Annotated in this window: 26 protein-coding genes, 2 pseudogenes and 1 riboswitch; of the genes and pseudogenes, 16 read left to right on the forward strand and 12 right to left on the reverse strand. The window is 71.3% G+C overall.

Annotated elements, in window-relative coordinates; all coding sequences use genetic code 11:
• Positions 1 to 100 precede the first annotated feature (100 nt).
• Positions 101 to 895, forward strand: coding sequence for an SGNH/GDSL hydrolase family protein (locus AB0I73_RS02620; protein WP_363033020.1), 795 nt, complete (start codon positions 101 to 103; stop codon positions 893 to 895).
• Between the two features lie 127 nt (positions 896 to 1,022).
• On the opposite strand, the gene AB0I73_RS02625 is transcribed toward AB0I73_RS02620, so the two are convergent.
• The 4 genes from AB0I73_RS02625 to AB0I73_RS02640 are packed head-to-tail and all read right to left on the reverse strand — an operon-like array spanning position 1,023 to position 3,702.
• Positions 1,023 to 1,862: an ATP-binding cassette domain-containing protein gene (locus AB0I73_RS02625; protein WP_363033022.1), complete on the reverse strand. Its 840-nt coding sequence runs from the start codon at positions 1,860 to 1,862 to the stop codon at positions 1,023 to 1,025.
• On the reverse strand, positions 1,859 to 2,608 hold the full coding sequence (gene cbiQ / locus AB0I73_RS02630; RefSeq protein ID WP_363033024.1) for a cobalt ECF transporter T component CbiQ: 750 nt from the start codon (positions 2,606 to 2,608) through the stop codon (positions 1,859 to 1,861). The genes AB0I73_RS02625 and cbiQ overlap by 4 nt, the downstream gene beginning before the upstream one ends.
• Positions 2,609 to 2,614: 6 nt before the next feature.
• A complete protein-coding gene (locus AB0I73_RS02635; protein WP_363033026.1) occupies positions 2,615 to 2,992 on the reverse strand; it encodes an energy-coupling factor ABC transporter substrate-binding protein in 378 nt (125 codons plus the stop codon).
• Positions 2,989 to 3,702 carry an energy-coupling factor ABC transporter permease gene (locus AB0I73_RS02640; RefSeq protein ID WP_363033028.1) on the reverse strand — a complete coding sequence of 238 codons (714 nt, stop codon included), beginning with the start codon at positions 3,700 to 3,702 and terminating at the stop codon, positions 2,989 to 2,991. Before AB0I73_RS02640 ends, AB0I73_RS02635 begins: the two co-directional genes overlap by 4 nt.
• A gap of 29 nt (positions 3,703 to 3,731) precedes the next feature.
• Positions 3,732 to 3,941, reverse strand: a riboswitch (cobalamin riboswitch).
• A gap of 177 nt (positions 3,942 to 4,118) precedes the next feature.
• On the opposite strand from AB0I73_RS02640, the gene AB0I73_RS02645 reads away from it, so the two are divergent.
• The 7 genes from AB0I73_RS02645 to gap all read left to right on the forward strand — a co-directional run bounded on the left by AB0I73_RS02645 (position 4,119) and on the right by gap (position 11,379).
• The gene (locus tag AB0I73_RS02645; RefSeq protein ID WP_363033030.1) at positions 4,119 to 5,714 is read left to right on the forward strand and encodes an ABC transporter substrate-binding protein; all 1,596 of its coding nucleotides are present in this window, start codon (positions 4,119 to 4,121) and stop codon (positions 5,712 to 5,714) included.
• Positions 5,715 to 5,734: 20 nt separating this feature from the next.
• Positions 5,735 to 6,703, forward strand: coding sequence for an ABC transporter permease (locus AB0I73_RS02650; protein WP_363033270.1), 969 nt, complete (start codon positions 5,735 to 5,737; stop codon positions 6,701 to 6,703).
• A 5-nt stretch (positions 6,704 to 6,708) separates the two neighbouring features.
• Entirely contained in the window at positions 6,709 to 7,617 is a 909-nt protein-coding gene (locus AB0I73_RS02655) for an ABC transporter permease (protein ID WP_363033032.1), read from the forward strand.
• Positions 7,614 to 8,597 (forward strand): ABC transporter ATP-binding protein, encoded by a 984-nt coding sequence (locus tag AB0I73_RS02660; RefSeq protein WP_363033034.1) that lies wholly within the window; start codon positions 7,614 to 7,616, stop codon positions 8,595 to 8,597. The genes AB0I73_RS02655 and AB0I73_RS02660 overlap by 4 nt, the downstream gene beginning before the upstream one ends.
• Positions 8,590 to 9,279, forward strand: coding sequence for an ATP-binding cassette domain-containing protein (locus AB0I73_RS02665; RefSeq protein ID WP_363033036.1), 690 nt, complete (start codon positions 8,590 to 8,592; stop codon positions 9,277 to 9,279). The genes AB0I73_RS02660 and AB0I73_RS02665 overlap by 8 nt, the downstream gene beginning before the upstream one ends.
• A 35-nt stretch (positions 9,280 to 9,314) precedes the next feature.
• Positions 9,315 to 10,271 carry a helix-turn-helix domain-containing protein gene (locus AB0I73_RS02670; RefSeq protein ID WP_363033038.1) on the forward strand — a complete coding sequence of 319 codons (957 nt, stop codon included), beginning with the start codon at positions 9,315 to 9,317 and terminating at the stop codon, positions 10,269 to 10,271.
• Between the two features lie 106 nt (positions 10,272 to 10,377).
• Positions 10,378 to 11,379, forward strand: a complete 1,002-nt coding sequence (gene gap / locus AB0I73_RS02675) for a type I glyceraldehyde-3-phosphate dehydrogenase (RefSeq protein WP_363033040.1) — start codon at positions 10,378 to 10,380, stop codon at positions 11,377 to 11,379.
• A gap of 214 nt (positions 11,380 to 11,593) precedes the next feature.
• On the opposite strand, the gene AB0I73_RS02680 is transcribed toward gap, so the two are convergent.
• Complete coding sequence (locus AB0I73_RS02680; protein ID WP_363033042.1) at positions 11,594 to 11,734, reverse strand: hypothetical protein; 141 nt, start codon at positions 11,732 to 11,734, stop codon at positions 11,594 to 11,596.
• A gap of 55 nt (positions 11,735 to 11,789) precedes the next feature.
• The gene (locus tag AB0I73_RS02685; RefSeq protein WP_363033043.1) at positions 11,790 to 12,161 is read right to left on the reverse strand and encodes a helix-turn-helix domain-containing protein; all 372 of its coding nucleotides are present in this window, start codon (positions 12,159 to 12,161) and stop codon (positions 11,790 to 11,792) included.
• Positions 12,162 to 12,244: 83 nt separating this feature from the next.
• Between AB0I73_RS02685 and AB0I73_RS02690 the strand changes: the two genes are divergently transcribed.
• From AB0I73_RS02690 to AB0I73_RS02700, 3 genes are all read left to right on the forward strand, one after another.
• On the forward strand, positions 12,245 to 13,153 hold the full coding sequence (locus tag AB0I73_RS02690) for an NAD(P)-binding domain-containing protein (RefSeq protein WP_363033045.1): 909 nt from the start codon (positions 12,245 to 12,247) through the stop codon (positions 13,151 to 13,153).
• A 406-nt stretch (positions 13,154 to 13,559) separates the two neighbouring features.
• The gene (locus tag AB0I73_RS02695) at positions 13,560 to 14,237 is read left to right on the forward strand and encodes a hypothetical protein (protein WP_363033047.1); all 678 of its coding nucleotides are present in this window, start codon (positions 13,560 to 13,562) and stop codon (positions 14,235 to 14,237) included.
• 219 nt (positions 14,238 to 14,456) lie between these two features.
• Positions 14,457 to 15,362, forward strand: coding sequence for a hypothetical protein (locus tag AB0I73_RS02700; protein WP_363033049.1), 906 nt, complete (start codon positions 14,457 to 14,459; stop codon positions 15,360 to 15,362).
• Between the two features lie 152 nt (positions 15,363 to 15,514).
• Here the strand turns inward: AB0I73_RS02700 and AB0I73_RS02705 are convergent, their stop codons facing one another.
• Positions 15,515 to 16,819, reverse strand: a complete 1,305-nt coding sequence (locus AB0I73_RS02705; protein ID WP_363033051.1) for an MFS transporter — start codon at positions 16,817 to 16,819, stop codon at positions 15,515 to 15,517.
• Positions 16,820 to 17,180: 361 nt separating this feature from the next.
• Here AB0I73_RS02705 and AB0I73_RS02710 point away from each other — a divergent pair, with 361 nt between their 5' ends.
• From AB0I73_RS02710 to AB0I73_RS02725, 4 genes and pseudogenes are all read left to right on the forward strand, one after another.
• Positions 17,181 to 17,564 carry a VOC family protein gene (locus AB0I73_RS02710; RefSeq protein WP_109381613.1) on the forward strand — a complete coding sequence of 128 codons (384 nt, stop codon included), beginning with the start codon at positions 17,181 to 17,183 and terminating at the stop codon, positions 17,562 to 17,564.
• 199 nt (positions 17,565 to 17,763) lie between these two features.
• A pseudogene (locus AB0I73_RS02715) lies at positions 17,764 to 17,933 on the forward strand (substrate-binding domain-containing protein); the annotation flags it as partial.
• A 138-nt stretch (positions 17,934 to 18,071) separates the two neighbouring features.
• On the forward strand, positions 18,072 to 18,821 hold the full coding sequence (locus AB0I73_RS02720; protein WP_363033052.1) for a hypothetical protein: 750 nt from the start codon (positions 18,072 to 18,074) through the stop codon (positions 18,819 to 18,821).
• A gap of 18 nt (positions 18,822 to 18,839) precedes the next feature.
• On the forward strand, positions 18,840 to 19,724 hold the full coding sequence (locus tag AB0I73_RS02725; protein ID WP_363033272.1) for a transporter substrate-binding domain-containing protein: 885 nt from the start codon (positions 18,840 to 18,842) through the stop codon (positions 19,722 to 19,724).
• Here AB0I73_RS02725 and AB0I73_RS02730 read toward each other — a convergent pair.
• Positions 19,703 to 19,867 carry a hypothetical protein gene (locus AB0I73_RS02730; RefSeq protein ID WP_363033282.1) on the reverse strand — a complete coding sequence of 55 codons (165 nt, stop codon included), beginning with the start codon at positions 19,865 to 19,867 and terminating at the stop codon, positions 19,703 to 19,705. The two genes, AB0I73_RS02725 and AB0I73_RS02730, sit on opposite strands and share 22 nt — an antisense overlap.
• A gap of 37 nt (positions 19,868 to 19,904) precedes the next feature.
• On the reverse strand, positions 19,905 to 20,531 hold the full coding sequence (locus tag AB0I73_RS02735) for a hypothetical protein (RefSeq protein WP_363033053.1): 627 nt from the start codon (positions 20,529 to 20,531) through the stop codon (positions 19,905 to 19,907).
• On the opposite strand from AB0I73_RS02735, the pseudogene AB0I73_RS02740 reads away from it, so the two are divergent.
• Positions 20,530 to 20,652: pseudogene (locus AB0I73_RS02740) on the forward strand (glyoxalase); the annotation flags it as partial. The gene AB0I73_RS02735 and the pseudogene AB0I73_RS02740 overlap by 2 nt on opposite strands.
• 46 nt (positions 20,653 to 20,698) lie before the next feature.
• On the opposite strand, the gene AB0I73_RS02745 reads toward AB0I73_RS02740, so the two are convergent.
• The 3 genes from AB0I73_RS02745 to AB0I73_RS02755 all read right to left on the reverse strand — a co-directional run bounded on the left by AB0I73_RS02745 (position 20,699) and on the right by AB0I73_RS02755 (position 23,753).
• Positions 20,699 to 21,703, reverse strand: a complete 1,005-nt coding sequence (locus tag AB0I73_RS02745) for a PHB depolymerase family esterase (RefSeq protein ID WP_363033055.1) — start codon at positions 21,701 to 21,703, stop codon at positions 20,699 to 20,701.
• Positions 21,704 to 21,990: 287 nt separating this feature from the next.
• Positions 21,991 to 22,491, reverse strand: coding sequence for a universal stress protein (locus tag AB0I73_RS02750; RefSeq protein WP_363033057.1), 501 nt, complete (start codon positions 22,489 to 22,491; stop codon positions 21,991 to 21,993).
• 5 nt (positions 22,492 to 22,496) lie between these two features.
• A complete protein-coding gene (locus tag AB0I73_RS02755) occupies positions 22,497 to 23,753 on the reverse strand; it encodes an SLC13 family permease (protein WP_363033059.1) in 1,257 nt (418 codons plus the stop codon).
• Between the last annotated feature and the right edge of the window lie 20 nt (positions 23,754 to 23,773).

Consider the following 23,773-nt stretch of genomic DNA (forward strand, 5'->3'; position numbering starts at 1 on the left):
GCTTTTCTCCGAGGTGTTACTGACGAGTTCCAGCTCTGCTAAAAGAGTGGTTGTTTCATCAACCAACCGCTCTTTCCCCGCATTTGAAGGGCTGACCACTATGTCAGTGCGTTCTCTCCGGGCCTCAGTGCTGGCCTTCGTCATGGGTGCCGCAGCCGTCCTCGGCATGGCGCAGCCGGCTTCGGCTGCCGGCCACAACTACGTGGCTCTCGGCGACTCCTACTCCTCCGGCGTGGGCGCCGGAAGCTACACGTCCGAGAGCGGCACCTGCAAACGCAGCACCAAGGCCTACCCCCAGCTCTGGGCCGCCGCGAACGCCCCGTCCTCGTTCACCTTCGCCGCCTGCAGCGGCGCGACCACGACCAGCGTCTCCAGCGGCCAGCTGGGCGCGCTGAACACGTCGACCACGCTCGTCAGCGTCACCGCGGGCGGGAACGACATGGGCTTCGCGGACGTCATGCAGGCCTGCGTGCTGCAGAGCGAGGCGACCTGCGTCAGCCGCGTCAACTCGGCCATCTCCCTCATGAACAGCTCCCTCCCGGGCAAGCTCGACACGATGTACAGCAACATCCGCTCGCGTGCCCCGAAGGCCCGCGTGGTGGTCCTGGGGTACCCGCGCTTCTACAAGCTCTCGGGCAACTGCATCGCCGGACTCACCGAGGTCGAGCGCGGCGCGATCAACAACGCCTCGGACGTGATGAACGGGGTGATCGCCAAGCGGGCGGCCAACGCCGGCTTCACCTTCTCCAGCGTGGTGGACGAGTTCACCGGACACGAGCTCTGCTCGGGCGACGCCTGGCTCCACAGCGTGACGGTCCCGGTCGACAACTCCTACCACCCGAAGGCCGTCGGCCAGTCGAGCGGCTACCTGCCCGCCTTCCGCACCTCGGTCTGACCGGAGCCCGACCGTCGGACGGTGCCGGGCGCGCAGCGCCCGGCACCACCCGAACCGAGCCCCCGGGCAGACCCGCTCTCCTCCCACCCGCGCGACGCCACCCCCGGCCCGGCCCGCGGACACCGCACTACGGGTCCACCGCGTCCAGCGCGGCCAGTTCCTCCGGCGTCCGGGGCCCGGCAGCCGTGTCGGCCAGCAGGCCCCGGGCGCGGAGAAGGCGCGCGGCCGCCACCCCCCACGGCAACCGCAACCCCGCCGCCGTGAGGAGGTCCGTGCGGGCCAGCATCGTGGCCGCCGGGCCGGTGCGGGCACCCGACGGCGTGAGCAGCGCCGCGTCGTCGGCCCAGCGCAGCGCGAGGTCCACGTCGTGGGTGGCCATGACGACCGTGGTGCCGTTCGCGCGCAGTCCGTCGAGGGTGGCGAGCAGCCGCTCCTGGCCGTCGGGGTCGAGCCCCGCCGTCGGTTCGTCCAGGACCAGGACCCGGGGCCGCATGGCGACCGCGCCCGCGATCGCCGTCCGCTTGCGCTGCCCGTAGGAGAGCAGGTGCGTGGGACGGTCGGCGAGGCCGGTGATGTCCAGCGCGGCCAGCGCCTCCGTCACCCGCGCCCGCACCTCCGCGTCGGACAGCCCCAGATTGAGCGGCCCGAACGACACGTCCTGGCCCACGGACGCCGCGAACAGCTGGTCGTCGGGGTCCTGCACCACCAGCTGCACGGTCGTCCGCAGCCGGGTCAGCCCCTTGCGGTCGTACCGGACAGGTCGGCCCGCCACGGTCAACTCGCCCTCACCCGGCCGCAGTCCACCGCTCAGCAACCGCATCAGCGTCGTCTTGCCGCTGCCGTTGCGGCCCAGCAGGGCGAGCGCGCGCCCCTCCCGCACCTCGAAGTCGAGGCCGGTGAGCACGGCCGGACCGTCCTCGTACGCGAAGGAAGCGCCCCGCAGGGCGACCAGCGCGGGCCCGCTCATGACAGGGGTCCTTCCAGGACGAGGGTGAGGACGGCCAGCGCGACGAGCAGCACCACGCTCCCGGCCGTGAAACGGACGGAGACCCGGGCCTCCGGCACCAGCACGCGCAGCGTGCCGTCGTAGCCGCGTCCGGCGAGCCCCGTCTGCAGCCGTGCCGCCCGGTCGAAGGACCGGACGAACGCGGTCGCGCCGAGCCCGCCCAGCGAACGCCAGGTCGCCGCCCGGGTGGTGTGCCCGAGCCGAGCCGCCTGCGCCTCCCGGACCCGGCGCACCGAGTCGAGCAGCAGGAAACTCATCCGGTACGTCACCAGCGCCACATCGACGAGGGGAGCGGGCACCCCGGCCCGCACCAGACGCGGCAGCAGGTCGGACATCGGCGTGGTGAAGGCGAACAGCAGCACCCCGAGGGAGGCCGCCGAGGTGCGCAGCAGCAACTCCCCGGCCCGCAAAGGCCCGTCATCGGCCCAGGCCACGAACCCGCCCGGCCCGCCCACCCGCACCAGCAGCGTCAGCGCCCCGGTCACGCAGAAGCCCAGCGGGACCCGGTAGGCACGCCACAACCGTCGCCCCGGCACCCCCGCCGGACCCAGCAGCACCGCGAGCGCGGTCAGCAGCACCAGGACCGAGCCCGGCCAGGGCGGCAGCGAGACCGCCAGCACGGTGAGCCCCAGCCCGAGCACGGCCTTGTCCACGGGATGACGGCGGCGCCAGCGACTGCTGTGCGCCGCCGCGTCGATCGGCAGCACGGGGGATCAGGTCCCGGGTCCCGCGGGGGCCGCTTCGTCGACGTCCGCCTCGGTGCCGGCCCCCCGCTCCTGCTCCGCCCGCGTTCGTTCCGCCCCCTGCCGGCGTCCCCTCCGCAGCCCGAAGTAGTACGCGAGCACGCCCGCGCCGATCGCCGCCTGGAGGGCGAACAGCGCCGACTCGATCTCCCCGGACGGCGGTTCGTACAGCGGCGAGAACCACGGCTCGTAGTCCGGGTCGATCTCGGTGATCGCGGTCTCCGCCTCCGCGTCGGCGCCCGCGAACGGCTCCTCCTTGTGGTCGCCGAGCCCGAGGACCAGCGGCACCACGGCGAGCACGGCGACCAGAAGCAGCAACAGGGAGTTGATCTTCGCGTCACGGCTCATCGGGCCACCGCCTCGCTCGCGCCCGCGCCCGCCGTCTTCTTCCCGAGCCCGGTCACCAACACCCCGAGCCGGGTCAGCTCGCCCTTGCTGGATTGCACCAGCATGCGCATCACCAGCACCGTCAGCAGCCCCTCGCTCACCGCGAGCGGGATCTGCGTGACGGCGAAGATGGAACCGAACTTGCCGAGCGCGCCCAGGAACCCGCTGCCCGGGTCGGGGAAGGCGAGCGCCAGCTGCACACTCGTCACGCAGTACGTCGACAGGTCGGCGACGAACGCGCCGCAGAACACCGCGGCCATCAGCGGCGCCCCGTACCGCCGCGCCAGCCGGTAGACCCCGTACCCCGCCCACGGCCCGACGACCGCCATCGAGAAGACGTTGGCGCCGAGCGTGGTCAGCCCGCCGTGGGCGAGCAACAGGGCCTGGAACAGCAGGGTGATGGTGCCCAGCACCGCCATGACCGGCGGCCGGAACAGGACGGCGCCCAGCCCGGTGCCGGTGGGATGGGAGCAACTCCCGGTCACCGAGGGAAGTTTCAGCGCGGACAGAACGAAGGTGAACGCTCCCGACGCGCCCAGCAGCAGCGTGCTCTCGGGGTGTTCCCTGACCTCACGGATGAGCGACCGGGCTCCGTGGACGACGAACGGCGCCGACGCGACGCCCCAGGCGACCGCGTGCGCCGGTGGTAGAAAACCCTCGGCTATGTGCATGGCTCAGCAGACCCTCTCCAGCACCTCGTGGATGGTTGACGCGCCCTGGCCGGTCTCCTGGCTGACGGGTACCACCGCCCGTGCTCCGCCTTCCCGGGTCCGAGGGGGACCCAGTGGCTGCCGTTCGGTCCTGTCGGGGGACAGGGCCTGGGGCCGGAGCCGGACTTCCCGATCACAGTGGCGAGGGCCGCACCGGCATCACACCGGATTTCCCGTTCACCAAGGCGAGGCGACACTAGACCCCGTCCCGGGCCGCTGACAAGCACTCCCGGGGGGCGCACGGACGGCGCCCCGCAGCTCGCACCCCACGGGCCCACCACGCCGAAGTGCGGGAATGAGGGGAGGGGGTCCTGGGCAGAACCCTGCTGCAACTAATATGCAACAACGAGATCCGGGCAGCAAAGGTGTGAGATCAGATGACGACCCGACGAATAAAGGGTGCCGCCGTCGCGGCGACCATGGCCGCCGCGGTCGCCGCGTGCTCGGCGCCCGGCGGCGGCACGGACGGCGCCGCGGGCGGCGGGTCCGCCGACTCCGTGGTGATCGGGGTCGCCTCCGAACCGGACACCCTGAGCCCCCTGCTCGGCTACGGCAAGGACGGCAACTCCAAGATCTTCGACGGGCTGCTCGCCCGGGACTCCGACCTGGAACTCGAGCCCGCCCTCGCGAAGGCGCTCCCCGAGATCACCGACGACGGCCGCACCTACACCTACACCCTGCGCCCGGGCGTGAAGTTCAGCGACGGCGAACCCCTCACCGCCGAGGACGTCGTCTACACGTACGAAACGGTGCTCGACGACAAGACCAACAACACCGCCAAGAGCGAACTCGACGCCGTCAAGGAGGTCCGGGCGGACGGCGACGACAAGGTCGTCTTCACCCTCAAGTACCCCTACGCGGCCTTCCCGGCCCGCACCGTCCTGCCCATCGTCCCCGAGCACGTCGCCGGCGAGCAGGACCCCAACACCGGCGCCTTCAACACCGAGCCGATCGGCACCGGACCGTACGTCCTCACCGGCTGGAGCAAGGGCGAAAAGCTCACCTTCAAGGCGAACCCGGACTACTGGGGCGGCGCACCGAAGGTGAAGAAGCTCACCATGGCGATCATCGCCGACGACGACGTCCGCGCCACCCGGCTGCGCTCCGGCGACCTCGACGGCGCGACCCTCCCGCCCAACCTTGCCGCCACCTTCAAGAACGACGACGCCCGCAAGACCTACCGGGCCACCACCTACGACTTCCGCGCCGTCACCCTCCCCACCGGGAACAAGATCACCGGCGACACCACGATCCGCCGCGCCCTCGACCTCGCCGTGGACCGCCAGGCCATGGTCGACAAGATCCTCGACGGCGCCGGCCGCCCCGCCTACGGGCCGTTGCCCCTCGACGACCCCTGGTACGCCAAGGACATCGAACGCCCCCAGGACCTCGCCGAGGCCAAGAAGATCCTCGACCGCGACGGCTGGAAGGCCGGCCAGGACGGCATCCGCGCCAAGGACGGCGCCCGCGCCGCGTTCACCCTCTTCTACCCCTCCGGCGACAAGGTCCGCCAGGACCACGCCCTCGCCTACGCCTCCGACGCCAAGAAGGCCGGCATCGACGTCAAGGTCGAGGGCGCCACCTGGGAGGTCATCGAACCCCGCATGGGCAAGGACGCCGTCCTCGCCGGCTTCGGCAGCACCGGCGACCCCGACTTCGGCCTCTACACCCTGCTGCACTCCTCCCTCGCCGGAGACGGCTTCAACAACATGCCCCACTACGACAACCCCGCCGTCGACAAGGCCCTCGAGACCGGCCGCCGCGCCCAGAACCCCGACGACCGCAAGGCCGCCTACGACGACCTCCAGCGCGAACTCGTGAAGGACCCCGGCTACACCTTCCTCACCCACATCGACCACCTGTACGTCCTCGCCGACCGCTGGGGCGACCTCACCACCCAGGTCGAACCGCACGAGCACGGCTTCGCCAGCGGCCCCTGGTGGAACGCCGAGGACTGGCAGCCCGAGAAGTGAAGACCCTGCCCTGGACGGCGATGGGACACCTCGTGGCACGGCGGGCCCTGCTCGCCGTGCCCGTCCTCCTCGTCGTGACCTTCGGCGCGTTCGCCCTCGCCGCCGCCTCCCCGTTCGACCCCGTCAAGGCCTACGCCGGCACCGCCGCCCTCGGCGCCGACCAGGAAACCCTGGACCGGCTCCGGGCCAACCTCGGCGTGGACCAGCCCTTCACCGTCCGCTGGTGGGAGTGGCTGACCTCCGCCCTCACCGGCGACCTCGGCCACTCCAGCGTGATGCGGCAGCCGGTGGCCGAGGCGATCGGCGAACGCCTGGTCTGGTCCACCCTGCTGTGCACCGTCGCGTTCGCCGTCGCCGTCCTCCTCGGCACCCTGCTCGGCGTCCTCGCCGCCCGCCGCCCCGGCTCCCTCCTCGACCGCACGGTCACCTCCCTCGCCTACTGCCTGGAAGCCGCGCCGGTCTTCTGGATCGCCCTGCTCGCCGTCTGGCTGTTCGCCCTCCACCTCGACGTCCTCCCGGCCGGCGGCCTCACCGACACCGGCAGCGAACACGTCACCGCCGCACAGGTCACAAGCCACCTGATCCTGCCCGCCGGCGTCCTCGCCGTCTCCCAACTGCCCTGGTTCACCCTCTACGTCCGCCAGGGCGTCGGCGACGCCCTCGCCGAGGACCCCGTGCGCGGCGCCCGCGCCCGCGGCCTCGCCGAACGCACCGTCCTGCTCGGCCACGCCCTGCGCTCCGGCCTGCTGCCCGTCCTCACCCTCATCGGCTCCCGCGTCCCCGAACTCATCACCGGCGCCCTCCTCGTGGAGACCGTCTTCAGCTGGCCCGGCATCGCCGCCGCCACCGTCGAGGCGGCCACCGCCGTCGACTTCCCCCTCCTGGCCGCCCTGACGACCCTCGCCACCGCCGCCGTCCTCGCCGGAAACCTCCTCGCCGACCTCCTGTACGGACTGATCGACCCGAGGGTCAAGCTGGATGAGATGTGATCCCCATGGCTGACACCACCGTCGAGAAGGCCGACGCGACCGCCCCCACGGCCGCGACCGCCTGGCGCTCGCACGGCACCACCCGCCGCTCCACCCACACCCTGCGCCTGCGCGTCTCCGCCACCCTGGTCGCCCTCACCGCCCTCGCGGTGCTGCTCGTCCCCCCACTGGTCCAGCTCGACCAGCAGGCCGTCGACCTCGCCTCCAAACTCCTCCCACCCAGCCGGTCCCACCCCTTCGGCACCGACGACGTGGGCCGCGACCTCCTGCTCCGCTGCGTCTACGGACTACGGGTCTCCCTGCTCGTCGGCGTCGTGGCCGCGCTCACCGCCACCGTCATCGGCACCGCCGTCGGAGCCACCGCCGGAGCCCTCGGCGGCTGGGTCGACCGCCTCGTCATGCGCTTGGTCGACACCATCTCCTCCGTCCCCCACCTGCTGCTCGGCATCTTCATCGTCGCCATGTTCCGCCCCGGCGTCTGGCCGGTGGTGATCTCCGTCGCCCTCACCCACTGGCTGTCCACCGCCCGCATCGTCCGCGCCGAGGTCCTCTCCCTGCGCTCCCGCCCCTACATCGACGCGGCCGTCTCCGGCGGCGCCTCCCGCCTGCGGGTCGCGGTACGGCACCTGCTGCCCGGCGTACTGCCCCAGGCCGGCCTCGCCGCCGTCCTGATGATCCCGCACGCCATGTGGCACGAATCGGCGCTCTCCTTCCTCGGCCTCGGCCTGCCCACCCACACCGCCAGCCTCGGCACCCTCATCCAGGGCGCCCGCGGCTCACTCCTCGCCGGCCACTGGTGGCCCACCCTCTTCCCCGGCCTGTTCCTGATCATCCCCACCCTCGCCATCGCCGGACTCGCCGGAGTCTGGCGGGAGCGGATCAACCCCCGCCGCCGATCGGAGCTGACGCTGTGACCGAGCGACCTCCCGTACTGTCGGTCCGCGGACTGTCGGTGCGCTTCCTGGTACCCGACGGCGGCCGCATCGCCGCCGTCACCGACGCCCACTTCGACGTGGCGCCCGGCGAATGCCTCGCCCTGATCGGAGAGAGCGGCTGCGGCAAGTCCGTCCTCGCCTCCGCCCTGCTCGGCCTGCTCCCCGCCAACGCGCAGACCGCCGGCCACGCCCGGCTCGGCGACCTCGACCTGCTCACCGCCGACGAACGCACCCTCGCCCGCACCGTACGCGGCCGACGCATCGGCCTCATCCCACAGAGCCCCGCCGCCCACCTCACCCCCGTCCGCACCATCCGCTCCCAGATGGAGGAGACGGTCGCCGAACTCACCGGCGTCCGCGGCCGCGCCGCCCTGCGCGCCGCCGCCGAACAGGCCGCCGCCCGCGCCGCCTTCCCCACCGACCACCTCGACCGCCACCCCCACGAACTCTCCGGCGGCCTCGCCCAACGCGCCGCCACCGCCCTCGCCCTGATCGGCGACGCACCCCTCCTCCTCGCCGACGAACCCACCACCGGCCTCGACCGCGACCTGGTGGACCACACCGTCGACGAACTCCGCCGCCACGTCGACGCCGACGACGAACACGCCCGAGCCCTCCTGATGATCACCCACGACCTGACGGCAGCCGAACGCATCGCCGACCGGGTCGCCGTCATGTACGCGGGCCGCATCGTCGAACTCGCCGACGCCGACACCTTCTTCGGCACCCCCGGCCCCCGCCACCCCTACAGCCGCGGCCTCCTGAACGCCCTCCCCGACCGCGCCTTCACCCCCATCCCCGGCATGCCCCCCGAACTCGGCGCCCTCCCCGGAGGCTGCCCCTTCGCCCCCCGCTGCGACCGAGCCACCACCGCCTGCGCGACCCTCCCGCCCCTCACCGCGTCGGCCGCCTGCCACCACCCGCTCCCGGTCGAGGCCCTGGAGGACGTCCGTGCTTGAACTCCGCGCCATCACCGCCGGCTACGACCGACGCTCGACCCCCGCCGTCCGCAACGCCTCCCTCACCGTCGCCCCCGGCGAGGCCGTCGGCCTGCTCGGCCCCAGCGGCTGCGGCAAGTCCACCCTCGCCAAGGTCGCCGCCCTCCTCCACCGCCCCGACGCCGGCACCCTCATCCTCGACGGCACCCCCGTACGCCACTGGCGCCACCGCGCCCCCCGCGCGCTGCGCACCGCCTTCGGCGTCGTCTTCCAGCAGCCCCGTCTCTCCGCCGACCCCCGCCTGACCCTCACCGACCTGATCGCCGAACCCCTGCGCGCCACGGGCCGCCGGGCCGGAGCCCCCTACCGGGTCGCCGAACTGGCCTCCACCGTCGGCCTCACCCCCGACCTGCTCACCCGCCGCCCCCACGAGGTCAGCGACGGCCAACTCCAACGCGCCTGCCTCGCCCGCGCATTGGTCCTGCGCCCCCGCTGGCTGATCTGCGACGAGATGACCGCCATGCTCGACGCGTCGACAACGGCCGCCCTGGTGGCAGTGGTCGAGGACTACCGCACCGAAACCGGCGCCGGCCTGCTGGCCGTGAGCCACGACCGCACCCTCCTGAACCGCTGGTGCGACCGCACGGTCCACTGGGACACGGTGGCGCCCTGGCCGGTGTCGTCTGCCCGGTCCGCGCAGTGAGCGTATCGACGTCACGCCCCACGTAGCCTCTTCCTGTGCCAGCCTCCCGCCTGCATCGCGTCGCCGTCCTTGTGCTCGAGGGCGCGAAGCCGCTCGATGTCGGAATTCCCGCGCAGGTTTTCACGACCCGCGCGAGCATGCCGTACGAGGTGCGGGTGTGCGGGGCGACACCCGGTCTCGTGACCGGCGGCGACGGCCTCGCGTACCACGTCGCCCACGGCCTCGACGCCCTTGCGTGGGCCGACATCGTCTTCGTCCCCGGCTACCGGTCCCCGGACCGCGAGGACCCACCGCAGGCCGTCGTCGACGCACTGATCGCCGCCCACGCTCGGGGCGCGCGGCTCGCCGCCATCTCGACGGGCGCCTTCGCGCTCGCCGCCACGGGCCTGCTCGACGGCAGGCGCGCCACGACGCACTGGCACTACACGCGGGCACTCGTGGCCAGGCATCCGCTCGTCCGGGTCGACGAGAACGTGCTGTTCGTCGACGAAGGCAGCTTGCTCACCTCGGCCGGCGCCGCCTCCGGCCTCGACCTGTGCCTACACATCCTGCGCGGCGACCTCGGAGTGGCCGCGTCCAACCACGCGGCCCGCCGCCTGGTCGCGGCCCCCTACCGCAGCGGCGGCCAGGCCCAGTACGTGCCGCGCAGCGTCCCCGAGCCGCTCGGCGAGCGCTTCGGCGCCACCCGCGAGTGGGCGCTGCACCGGCTCGGCGAGCCCCTCACCCTCGACGTACTGGCGCGGCAGGCGGGGGTCTCGCCGCGCACGTTCTCCCGGCGCTTCGTCGAGGAGACCGGCTACACGCCGATGCAGTGGGTGATGCGCGCCCGCATCGACCTGGCCCGCGAACTGCTGGAGCGGTCGCAACGCAGCGTCGAACAGATCGCCGCCGACGTCGGCCTCGGCACCGGCGCGAACCTGCGCCTGCACTTCCAGCGCATCCTCGGCACCGCCCCGAGCGAGTACCGACGCACCTTCACCCTGGGCGAGTGACCCGCCCGGCACGCGTGGCGGGATCCTTTTGAACCATGGCGATTCCGCCACTGTCGGCGGCGCCGGCCGCGGGCGAGCCTGGTGGCGAAGGGAAGGAACACCACTCATGACCACTCGCATCGCCATCAACGGATTCGGCCGCATCGGACGCAATGTGCTGCGCGCACTGCTGGAGCGCGACAGCGACCTCGAGATCGTCGCCGTCAACGACCTGACGGAGCCCGCCACGCTCGCCCGGCTGCTCGCCTACGACAGCACGGCCGGTCGGCTCGGACGTCCGGTGACCGTCGACGGGAACGCCCTCGTCGTCGACGGCCGCCGGATCACGGTGCCGGCCGAGCGCGAACCGGCGCAGCTTCCGTGGGCCGAACTCGGCGTCGACCTCGTCCTGGAGGCCACCGGCCGCTTCACCTCGGCCAAGGCAGCCCGCGCCCACCTCGACGCGGGCGCGAAGAAGGTGCTCGTCAGCGCGCCGTCGGACGGCGCCGACGTCACGCTCGCGTTCGGAGTCAACACCGACGCCTACGACCCGGCCGTGCACACGATCGTCTCGAACGCCTCCTGCACCACCAACGCGCTCGCGCCGCTGGCCGCGGTCCTCGACGAACTCGCCGGCATCGAGCACGGGTTCATGACGACGGTGCACGCCTACACGCAGGAGCAGAACCTGCAGGACGGTCCGCACCGCGACGCCCGTCGCGCCCGGGCCGCCGGCGTCAACATCGTGCCGACCACGACCGGCGCCGCCAAGGCGATCGGCCTGGTGCTGCCGAACCTCGACGGCAAGCTGTCGGGCGACTCGATCCGCGTACCGGTGCCGGTGGGCTCGATCGTCGAACTCAACACGACCGTCGCCCGCGACGTGACGCGCGACGACGTGCTGGCGGCGTACCGCGCCGCGGCACAGGGACCGCTCGCCGGCATCCTCGAGTACTCGGACGACCCGCTCGTGTCGTCCGACATCACGGGCAATCCCGCCTCTTCCATCTTCGACTCGGCCCTCACCCGCGTCGACGGCCGCCACGTCAAGGTGGTCGCCTGGTACGACAACGAGTGGGGCTTCTCGAACCGCGTGATCGACACGCTCGAACTCCTCGCCACCCGCTGACCGGACGCCGGGGCGGCACCCCGCCTCCGGCGACCGCGCCGGCCGGCACTTCCCTCGAGCGCTCTGGCTGACCAGTCGGGCAGCCAGAGCGCTCGAGGCACAGAACTCGTGGGTGTGACCGTCTCGCCCATCAGTAGGGAGTCACATACGCGCTCTTCCGAACTGGCGACGGCCGGGCCGGCAAGGTCTCCTGGAAAACCACCACCGCCACGAATCACAAGCCCCCGGGGGCATCTCGCCCACTGCCGAAGGCGATGCTCGAGAAGGGCTTCACGAACACCGGGCAGGAGTTCCACAGCTCCACCCCGGCCGTGAGCAGTTCCAGCACCACGCGTTGCTCGTCGGGAGTCCACACGGCGCACTCGTCCCCGAACGGCTTCTCGAGCGCGCGGGACGGGTGGCCGGGACGCTCAGCCGTGTGAGGTCTCGGCCACGTCGACCGCTTCGAAGCCTTCGCGACGCATCCGCTCACTCCCCCAGGCGCCGAGCGGCCCGAGCGCTTGATTGAGCGTGCGCCCGTGCTCGGTCAGGGAGTACTCCACCCGCGGCGGCACCTCGGCATGGACCTCCCGGTGCACGAGACCGTCCGCCTCCATCTCGCGCAGGTGCTGCGTCAGCATCTTCTCGCTCACTCCCGGCAGGCCGCGCCGGAGTTCAGCGAAGCGGCGCACGCGACGGGCATCGAGTTCCCAGAGGATCAGTCCCTTCCACTTGCCGCTCACCACATCGAGCGCAGCGTCGATGCCGCAGATGTAAGGCCCGTGTCTCGGCGCCTTGGCCATCACTGGTCCCCTTACTGAAAGGTAAGTACCGCAGAAAATAGTGGGTACTTCCGAGAGTAGTGGCGCTCTTCGAGGATGGAGGAGTGAACGAACAACAGAACCGCACCACCAGGCAGAACAGCGCTGTCACCGTGATCGGACTCGGCCCGATGGGCCAGGCGATGACACGCACCCTCCTCACCGCCGGCCACCCGGTCACCGTCTGGAACCGCACCGCCAGTCGGGCCGACGGCGTCGTCACCGACGGAGCGACGCTCGCGGCGACACCCAGCGAGGCGGTCGAAGCGAGTGACCTCGTGATCCTGAGCCTCACCGACTACCAGGCGATGTACGACGTCCTCGACAGCGCCACCGAATCGCTCGCCGGCCGGACGCTGGTCAACCTGAGCTCCGACACCCCCGACACCACACGCAAGGCGGCAACCTGGGCAGCGGGCCACGACGCCACCTTCCTCACCGGAGGTGTCATGGTCCCCGCGCCGATGGTCGGCACGGAGGCCGCCCATGTCTACTACAGCGGCCCCGACGAGACGATGCAGCGCCACCTGGCGACGTTGGCCCTGCTGGGAACACCAAAGCATCTGGGCGAGGACCCGGGCCTCGCCCAGATGATGTACCAAGCCCAACTCACGGTGTTCCTCACCATTTTGTCCGGACTGATGCACGCCACCGCGATGCTGGGCACCGCAGGAATCAGGGCCAGGGAAGCGCTGCCTGAGTTGCTCTCCTTCGCGGACTCGATAGGCGACATCCTGAGGGCCGGTGAAGAGAACCCCGGTGCCGCGCTTGATGCCGGAAAGCATCCCGGCGAGCTCAGCACGGTCACCATGATGGGGGCGACGTCCGACCACATCGTCGAGACCAGCACGTCACTCGGCCTCGACCTCGCGCTCCCCCTGGCCGTGCAGGCCCACTATCGGCGCGCGATCGAGGACGGACACGGCGGTGACAACTGGACCCGCATCATCGACGGCATCCGAGGACCGCGCTGACCGAACGCGGGACCGATGACCACAGGCCCAGCCGCGACGCACGTGGTCGATCCCGGGACGTCGACCCACGCGGTCGGTTTCGGGGGCCGTATCCGGCAAGGGCAGGTGTTCCCACGGCGGTCGCCGGAACCGGGACCATCCCCGCACCCGCGGGGGGGATCCCGCCTACGTCATCTGCCGTGAACGCGGCGAAAAGGCAGGCGTGTTGTCCTCAGGACCACCGAACGGGGTGCATCGGACTGCCCCGGTTCTTCTGCTTCGTGATCGTGTCACCGGTCTGCGACAGCGGTGTCCTGGAACGAAGACGCCGGGATCTCCTCGGCTCGTAGCCCCCTCATAGTGGACGAGCAAGCACCGAGAAGCCGAAACCGCTTCGGCCTCCACCACTGATCACCAGGGGGATTTCATGTTCGGCAACCGTCGCAAGGCCTTACTCGTCTCCGTGGCCCTCGTCGGAGGCGCCATGCTGATGACGGCGTGCCAGGACTCGGACGCGGCCACGGACACCGGCGCTGCGCAGGGTTCTTCGTCCGCAACTCCGGCCGGCGATGCGGTCACCCCGTCCGGCTCGTCGACCGCGGGCGGTGACCAGGGCACCGGCAAGGGCTCCGACGCCCCGGGCAAGGGAACTGCGGACGGGGCCGGCTCCGGCGTCGACACCGGCAACGGCAAGCGGGAGCCGGTCGAGCAGGGCTGTGGCGCCAACGACATCTCCTGGAGCACCAGGTCCGAGACCCAGGCCGGCGGATACATCCTGATCATCGCCAAGGCGAAGCCGGGGATCACCTGCTACCTGCCCGCCGCGCTTCCGACCGTGGCGTTCGGATCCGACGGCACCCAGGCGGGTCCCGCGGAGCAGGCCGTCGGCGAGCAGATCAAGCTGAGCGGGAGCACCACCGCCTACGCCGGGGTGAACCCGAAGACCACCAACGGAAACGGTGGCAAGGAACTGGACAGCATCATCGTCGCCATCGGTGACGACGACCCCAACCCGGTTTCCCTGCCGGTCGGCACCATCACTGTCGATCGCCCGATCGTCACCAACTGGCACACCGCCCCGGAGGACGCCGTTCCCTTCGGCTGAACGGACCCGCAGCGTGCCGACCTGGTGACATCCGCCGTGTCTTGCCTGATCGAAGCCGCAGGTCGACGGAGGCCGATGGTGACAACCGGCGTGCTTCGGCTCAGGCGGGTCGGGCACGGCGGATGGTGCGGTACCCGAGCTCCGTAACCGCTGAGACCGCAGGTCGCGAATGCCGCCGGTGGCTCCCGTGGGAGGATGACGCCGGGCGGGGGAGGGCATGTGAGCGACGGGGTGAAGCGGTCGGCGGGGCTGCGTGTGGAGGAGTCGGGGAGCCCGCACGGCTTGCGGGGGCCGCAGCCGATCTCCGTTTCGATGGTGGCGGTGCTGATGATGGCTCCGACGGCCGTGGAGATCGTGGGCTTCGTGGAGATGGCAGGGGAGTCTCCGATGCGCGGCGATGGCCCCGGCACCGTGTTGCTGATGCTTCCCGCCCTGTTCTGCTTCGGTCTTCCCGTGGCGTTCCTGGGCACGTTGTTCGGGGTGTTGCCGACGCTGTCGGTCGCCGTGTGGGCGGGGCGGCGGTGTGCCGGTCGGCACGTGGGGTGGTGGATTCTGGCGGTGGCCGGTTGTTGGGCGGCCGCCGTGGCGCTGTGGCCGGCGGCGACGGGGGACGGCCTGGAGACCTGGCTGTGGGTGTGGCCGTCCGGCACGACGGCGCTGTCGACGGTGACGCTGTTGACGCGGTGGGCCCTCACCCGTGGACGCCCGTACGGGACGGTCGTCGGGGTCGGCCTGCTGTCGGCGGCCGCCGTGGTCGCCGTGGGGTCCTTGGCCTACGGGACCGGGCTGGTGGACGAGTACGCACCGCCCCGGGTCCACGCCTCGGACCTGGTCGGCACGTGGAACGACGGCCGTGGCGGCACGCTGCGGCTGGACGGAGAAGGGCGTGCGGTGGCCACCGGCACCTGGAGCCAAGGCGGAGTCGACTCGCCGGACGGGCGATGTGAGGGCTCGGGCACGTGGAGGTTCGAACCGGACGACGATCCCTGGCTCCAGAGCGTCACCATCGATGTCGGCGATTGCTGGTCGGGGCAGTGGACACTGAGCGGCACGGCCGGCCGTCCCAAGCTGAACTACCAGCTCGGAGACACGGATTCGCCCGAGTGGTACGTGCTCGCCCGGTGAGAGGGGCAGGCGCACCGGCTGGTGCGCGGTACCCGCATTGAGCTGAGCGGCGTGGTCGACCGGACCGGCCGACCACGCGGTGGTGACCGGGCTTGCCCGACGGCTGCGACCGCTCACGGAGTCGTGCCGGCTGTTCGCGGCGACAAGGGTCGTCACGCAGCCGGGGCCGGAGCCTCCGGCGGGGCGGGAAGCGTCCGTCCCAGGCGGGCGAGTGGGGACAGGGCCATCAGTGCCGGCGACAGCAGCATGCCTGCGGCTGCCACCAGGAGGCTGGTGCGCGTCCCCCACGCTTCCGCGAGGAAGCCGCCGAGCAGCGAACCGAGCGGGGTCATCCCCATGCCGACGAAGTTGATCGTTGCGGCCGCGCGGCCCTGCATCCCGTCCGGGGTGAGGGTCTGCCGGACGGCCATGAGAGTGACGTTCACCAGCTGACCGAAGGCCCCGAACACGAAGCTGATCGCAAGGAGCGCGGGAACCGTCACCGCGGAGGAACCGCGCAGCGCGGGCACAAGCAGGAACACGCCGTCGCCGAGTGCCGCCGCGGACACGAGCACGGCGCCATGTCCGAACCGGCCCGGCAGGCGGGCGGCCAGCAGCGAGCCCAGGAGCGCTCCAGGTCCCGTCGCCGACAGCGCCAGCCCGACGGCGGTGCCCGACAGGTGCAGGTCCCGTGGAAGGAACAGCAGGTAGACGGTCATCACCGCCGCGAAGAAGAACTGGAAGGCGGCTGATGCGAGGCACACGGCCCGCAGCGAGGTGTCGCCGGCGACGAAGCGGAGGCCCTCGTGGATCCGCCGCCAGACCCGAGGGGGACGCTTCGAGCGCTCCGGGACGGATTCGCGGCGCCCGATCCGTCGGATCGACAGGAACGACAGCGTGAAGAACAGCGCGCTGGAGGCGGCGGCGATCGGCGCCGACAGCACGGACACCAACGCACCACCGAGGGCGGGACCGCCGATCTGCGCCGCGGACCGGCTGCCCTCGAGCGCGCTGTTGGCCCGCACCAACTGATCGCGTTTCACCAGCCGTACCAAGGAAGCCTGGTATGCCACGTCGAAGAACACGGACAGGGCCCCGACGGTGAAGGCGACCACGAGCAGCGTCGGCAGGCCGAGCCGGCCGAGGAGGCCGGCCACGGCGGCGGCGCCCAGCACCAGGGCCCGGCCGACGTCCGTCAGCACCATCACCGTGCGGGTCCGCCACCTGTCCACCCACGCGCCGACGAAGAGCGAGAGCAGCAGAATCGGCGCCTGCCCCACCGCGCGCAGGGCGCCCAACTGGCCGGCACCGGCGTTGAGCGTCAGAACGGCGAAGAGCGGCAGAATCACCAGACTTGCGTGTTCGCCCAGTTGGGAGGCGGTCTGGCCCACCCAGAGCCTGCGGAAGTCTCCGTCCCGCCAGAGGCTGGACGGAGCAGGACGAACGGAATCGGATCGAGCGGAGGAAGAGGACGGCACAGGGACTCCTCGGATGACCGAAGACGAGAGCCGCCGACCGGCGCACGTCAGGCGCACCGACGGTTTCCGGCAGCGTGAAGGGAAGGCTCGCTGTGCCGCGCTGTGAGGGCAGCACGCGATGACAGGCCGCTCGCGGCCTCGGACGTCAACGCGTGCTCGGACGACCGACCATGTCTTCGCTCCTTGTGAGTCACTCGCTGCGCGAACACTAGCTCCCGCTCGGCAGGGCAAGAAAGGCAATTAAGGGCCGGACGGGTGGCTCAGCCGGTCATTCGGGAGTGCTGCCGTGTGCCTGAGCCGTGCGCGAAGGCTGAGCGCAACTCGGTGGTGTCCGGAGTGGAAGTCGGGAAGACTTGCGCGCATGGTTTCGGTAGTGCAGAACGTGGCGATCGACTGTGCGGATGCCTACGAGCTGGCCCGGTTCTGGAGCGGGGTGACCGGCCGTCCGCTGCATCCGGAGGACAGACCGGGTGACCCTGAGATTCAGGTGCTGCTGGCGGAGGGCCCGGTGCTGCACTTCAACCAGGTGCCCGAGGCCAAGACGGTCAAGAACCGGATCCATCTGTGTCTGCGCCCTGAGACCTCGCGCGAGCAGGAGGTGGAACGGCTGCTGGGCCTCGGTGCCACCTTCGTCACCGATCACCGGAATCCCGATGGCTCTGGCTGGGCAGTCCTCGCTGACCCCGAAGGCAACGAATTCTGCGTTCTGCGCAGCGATTCCGACCGAGCCGCGATGAATTCCTGAAGCGCACGCGCCACTCCGGCCGGTTTCTCATGACTGCTGGTCGCCGTCACTCGTGGAGGGCCGCGATGCGAACGGTCGCCTCGATTCGATCCGGTTCTGGCTCGGCTCGTGCTCCGCGGCTGGCTGGTCGTCCGAGCCGGTGGCCGACGGCGGTACCTCGAGGACGAAGAACAAGAAGGTGGTTTTGTCGGCGAACGGTTGGCTCGCCCCTCCTCTGACGACGGTCCGCCGGCCGGCTCCGAGAGGGCGGCGACGGTGCTGCGCCTGCTCCTGCGCATGACGGACGGCCGCCACCCGGGGAGCACCCGCACGGAACTGTCGACGCGCCTGGTGGAACGCGCGAGCACGGCACGGCCACGCGGCCGGTGAAGCGGCCGTCCCGCACGAGTTACAGGCCGTCACCCGCCCATAGCACACCGGATCATGACAAGAGGTGCGTCGTGCTGCCTTCAACCATCTTTCCGGAAAATCCTGTTGTGTTACTCCGTGCACCCCTATGCTGCCCTCGTGAACAATGATGTGACCAACGCCACACAGGGGGTGTCGGCGCAGGCGGACGGATCGAACGACTCCGCTCCGCCGCCTTCCGGGTGGCTCAGGCGCGCGGCCGAGCGGGTGCGCGCCGCCCTCGTGGACACGCGGGGGCTCGTCCTGATGCTCGTGGCCGATCTCGTGACCGTCCTCGGGGCGGGTGCCGTCTGGCTGGCACTCGGCGGGGATCCCGCGGTGGTCGCTGTGACGGCCGGGGCCCTGCTGGCTTTCAGCACCGGCATGCTGCCCCTCATCGGGCGCCGGAACACGGACGGGGAGCCGTCGCTGTGGCCGCCGTTCGTCCTCGTGGTGATTCCGCTGGCCGTCCTGGCCGTGGGACTGCCGGCCTGGGGCACGTGGGCGTTCCTGGAGAGCCGTCCCGTGGACGTGACGCACCGCTTCGAACTCGACCCCGACCATCCCCTGGTGCACGGCGAGACCGTCGTCGCCTCCGTGCGCACCGACGACCCCCGGCCGCGGCTGAGCGTCACCTTCGCCCTGGTCCAGCACGACCCAGCCGCTCCGATGTGCGCGCCCGGCAGCGAGTTGACCGTGACCCTCAAGTCGAGTGCCGGAAAGAACCAGGTCCGGACCGGAGCCGCCGGCACGGAGTTCGCCTTCGCCCTGGGACCGGGGGTGACCGCCATCGAACTGTCCGTCCGACTCGGTGCGGAGCAGGGTTGCGAACTGGACCTGTCCGTCGCTTCGGCGCAACTGGATGATTAGGAAAGGCCCGTGACCGTCATGACGCACGCTCCGCGCCGCCCGCGCTCCCGCCGCCCCTCACTCCACCGGTACACACGGATCGCGGCGGCCGCCCTGCTGTCGCTCACCGCCGCGGCCTGCGGGGGTGGCGAGAAGTCCCCCACCGGCACCGTCCACATCGGCGGCAAGAACGACCAGCCGGGCTTCAACCTCCACAGCCAGCACACCGATCGCGGCTTCGAGGTCGACCTGGCCGCCTACCTCGGAGAGCGGCTCGGCTTTGAACCGAAGTTCCACGACGTGGTGTCCGCCGAGCGGGAGCAGGAACTCGACGACGAGTCGTCGGCGTCGGAGCTGGTCATCGCCACCTACTCCATCACCCCGCAGCGGGACGAGCAGGTCGACTTCGTGGGCCCCTACTTCGTCACCAAGCAGGGTTTCCTGGTCCGCGAGGACTACCGGGGCATCAGGAGCGAGAAGGACGTGGCGGGCAAGGTGGTCTGCACGGTCGCGGGTTCGACGTCGGCCGTCGCACAGCTGCCCGTCGGCACGACACCGCACATCGAGATCGACTACTCGACCTGTGTGCGCAAGCTCCAGCAGGGCGACATCGACGCGGTGTTCACCGACGAGGCACTGCTCTACGGATACGTGGAGCAGCAGAAGAGCAGCAAGGTGCCCCTCAAGGTGGTTCGCGACGTCTCGTTCGGAACCATCAACCGGTACGGCGTCGGGCTGCGGGAGGGCCGGCCGGAGTTCTGCGCCGAGCTCCGGGAAGCCCTGCGCACGTACCTCACCGAGGAGTGGGCCAGTGACGTCAAGGTCCAACTGCCCGCGCTGGTCGCCGCCTACCCCGGTGACTGGGAGAACCGCTTCCGTCCCGACCCGCAGGACCTGGACGTCTACTCCTCCTGCAAGGGGTGATCACCGGTGGCGTCGACGTCGAAGCCGCCGAGGGTGCGCAGGGCGGTGACGCCGGCCGGGATGGAGTCGTGCCGGTAGCCGGTAGCCGGTAGCCGGTGGTGCGGGTGCGGGTGCGGGTGCGGACGAGGAGCGCGGGGGCCCACATGCGTCCGATCCCGTGCAGACCGGCCCGCCCTCCCCTCAGCCGCCCGCGTCCACGTCGTTGCGGGGCGCCCCGTCCCCGGCCGGCGGCAGATCGCCGCGCTCGACGGGTTCGGACGGCGCCGCGCCGCCGGCGGGCGCGGACGGCAGCAGCTCGGCGGCCTCCTCACCGGACGGCCGGCGGGCGTCCCGTGCCGCCTCACGCAGGACGTCGCGGGAGACGCCCGCATCGCCCTCGAGCCGTACGACGTGGTCCTCCTTCACCACGGCGTACTCGTGCGTCCCCCGACCGGAGCGGTACCAGACTCCCTCCCCGTCCGACTCGCACGTCTGCTGCCCCTCGGCGCAGTCGGAGGCGGACATCGTGCCCCGGTCGACGTACAGCCGCAGTTGCCCGCCTTCCTGCCGCGAGACGTACGTGGCGGAGAAACCGTCCCCGCCGTACACCCCGACGGACTGCCGGGCGAGTGCGAACCCGGGTGCCCCGATGACGTAGACGAGCTCCGGGGCGATGCCCAACGCCCTCGCACGGGTGACGAGTTCGGCGGCGGGAGCGTCGGTGTCCCGCGGCTGCCCCGACTCACTGCCGCAGGCGGTGAGCAGCAGAGGAGCGAGGAGCAGAGGAGCGAGCAGCAGCGGCAGCAGTGGGCGCACGGTACGGACCATGCGTCCATCCAACCGGACGCCGGACGCCGGCGTCCGTGCCATCGGGATGGTCGTCTCCGGCACGGCCGCCTCCGTCGCCTTCTGCCGTCGGCTCGGGTGCGCGTTCCCCGAGAGCGCCGACACGCCGGGGTGGGCCTGCGGTACCGGCCCGCCCCGGCGCGTGGGCCTCACCCGCCGAGTGCGGTGACCATGTTCATGATGGTCTCGACCTGGGCGCCGCCCTGGATGGGGTAGTTGGTGGCGCCGAGGTAGCCCCACCAGTCCCAGCACCCGTTGGGGTTCACGTAGGACGACGTGGCCTGCGGATACAGGACGATCATCTTGTTGTTGTCGGCGTACTGGTTGAGGTTGGCGCGGTCGACGAAGGTCGTGCCGATCGTGTCGTACCCCTGCTTGCAGCCGTGCAGGGAAACCATCAAGCGGCAGCTCTGCCCCGACTCACAGGACTTGGGGACGTAGGCGAATCCGGAGCTGCCCATGCTCAGGGTGCTCGCCATTCCGTTGACGGCGTGGGTGCTCTGCCCGAACTTGATGAGCTTGCCCGTCAGCGGCCCGGTGTTGGGGGAGGAGACCGAGCCGAAGAGCTTCTGCAGCAGTGCTCTCTGGGGATCGGTGCCGCAGTCGTTCATGTACGGCGCGCTGTTCGCGGTGCAGCTGCTCGGCCCGTACGGGGTGACCCAGGAATGCCCCGCCGCGGAGGTGTTGTCGTAGGTCACGTTCGCGCCGAAGTGCTGGTAGAAGGCCTTCCCGGCATCGCCGACCGAGGGCTTCACCGTGGTGTCGTTCTTGCCGTGGTAGAGGTACACGGGGCTGCCGGACAGGTTGCCGACCGGGTCGATCCACCCGTAGGAGGACCAGAGGGAAGCCCTCGAGGTCAGAGTGCTCGTATAGGTGGGGTAGAGGTTGTCCCCGCAGCCGTACAGGGCCTGGTAGACGTTGTTCTGGGCGCAGTAGTACGGTCCCGCCCCGAAGATCGCCGCGCCCTTGATCTTCTTCGAGTGGGCGACGTGCAGCTGACCGGCCATGTAGCCCCCGGAGGAGATTCCGGAGACGTACACGCCGGATACGTTGTGGCGGGTGAGACTGCCCGACACCGGGGGAACCGTGTGGGGGGTGGCGGCCTGGGCGGTACCTGCCGACGTCAGCAGGGCCACCAGGACGGAGAGGATCAAGGCGGGGGACCACCGGAGGACACGTTGACGGGCTCGCATCATGTGCATCTGCTCCCTGGGGCTTGCGGTCCGGTCAAGGCGCCGGTCCGTGCGGTAGCGGAACAGTAGAGGTGACACGAGAACACTGGCGATGTGTGCGGCGCACATCCATCAGCGGATCGAAGTGGCTCAAAGACACTGGTCCTGACGGCCGGTGCGCCGGGCGCGAGCCGGGCGGGCGGAAGCAGCGCCCAGGGAGACCACTGTCGGCGCCCGGGAAGACCACGAACCCTGCCCGGTGCTCGCGGCTACCGGTGGCGGGGCGGGTGGGGTGGCGGTGGCGGGAGCGTGGTGACGTCGGGGGCGGTTTCGGGCCAGACGAGGAGGACGGGGCAGGGGGCGTGGTCGACGACGAAGCGGCCGGCGGGGCCGAGACTGCGGGGTCCGAGACGGGTGCGGTCGCCGTCGCGGGCGAGGACGAGCAGGTCGGCGCCTTCGGCGGCGGCCACGACTTCCCGCTCGACGCGACCGGTGCGCTCGACACGGTCACAGGGACGTGCCAGGCGCTGCGCGGCTTCGGCGAGGAGCCGCTCGGCGGAGGCGGTGGCCAGGTGCTCGACCGCCGTGCCGGGATCGCGTTCGGGACGGCCACGGCCGAGCAGCCCGGCGAAGGCGCCGTGTGCGGCGCCGGGGGCTTCGGGGCCGGTGACGTGCAGCAGCACGATGTCGGCGGCCTCGGGGGCGTGACTGCGGGCGGCGTCGACGCAGGAGGGCCAGGTGCCCTCGGTGATCCAGGCGATGACTCTCACGGTGATCAGCCTCCGATGACGGTGAGTGAGGCCCACAGTGCCAGCACCGCGAGCAGCAGGGCGGCGGGTACGGTGCACAGACCGAGCCGGGTGAACTCGCCGAGTCCGACGTCACTGTCGTGTTCGTGCACGATGCGCCGCCACAACAGGGTGGCCAGGGAACCGGCGTAGGTGAGGTTGGGTCCGATGTTCACTCCGAGCAGCACCGCGAGGACGGCACCGGGCCCGGACGGTGCGGTCAGTGGCAGCAGCACCAGCACGGCGGGCAGGTTGTTGATGAGGTTCGCCAGCACCGCGGCCAGCGCCGCGACGGCGAGCAGGGCCGCGAAGCCGTTTCCGCCCGGAACGAGATGGCCCAGGCCGGCGGCGAGGCCGTTGTCGACGACCGCGCGGACCACGATGCCCAGGGCCAGGACGAAGACGAGGAACGGGACCGCGACGGCGCGCACGAGGGCGGTGGGCCCGGTACGGCGCTGCGCCAGAGCACGCACGGCCAGCACGACGGCGCCGGCGAAGGCCGCCCAGGCGGGGTTGACTCCGAGGGCTGAGGTCAGGACGAACCCGGCCAGCGTGCAGGCCACGGTGACCAGGGCGAAGACCGGCAGCTCACGGGGTTCGGCGGTGGGGGGAGTCCGGGCTCCGGCGTCCAGGTCGGTGGCGAAGAACCGGCGGAAGACCACGTACTCGGCGGTGATGGCGACCAGCCAGGGCAGGGCCATCAGGGCGGCGAAGCGGGTGAAACTCAGTCCGCTGGCGGCGAACGCGAGCAGGTTCGTGAGGTTGGAGACCGGCAGCAGCAGCGAGGCGGTGTTCGACAGGTGGGTGCAGGCGTAGACGTGCGGCTTGGGCCGGGCGCCGAGCCGGGCGGCGGTGGCGAAGACCACCGGGGTGAGGAGCACGACGGTGGCGTCCAGACTGAGCACCGCGGTGATCACTGACGCGGCTGCGAACACCTGGACCAGCAGGCGGCGCGGACGACCTGCCGCGGTACGGGCCATCCACGCTCCGCACGCGTGGAACAGGCCCTCGTCGTCGCAGAGCTGGGCCAGGACCAGGACGGCGGCGAGGAAGCCGACCACCGGTCCGAGCCGCGCGGCCTCGTCGCGGGCGTGGTCCAGCGAGATCGCTCCGGTGGCGATGACCACGCCCGCGGCCGGGACGGCGACGACCGCCTCCGGCCAGCCGAACGGGCGGACGACGGCGCACGCCAGCACCGCCAGGAGCAGAACGACGGAGACGGCCTCCGCCAGCGGGGAGCTCACGATCAGATCTTCTCCCGGCC

The organism is Streptomyces sp. NPDC050388, from assembly GCF_040655635.1.
Lineage (GTDB): Bacteria > Actinomycetota > Actinomycetes > Streptomycetales > Streptomycetaceae > Streptomyces.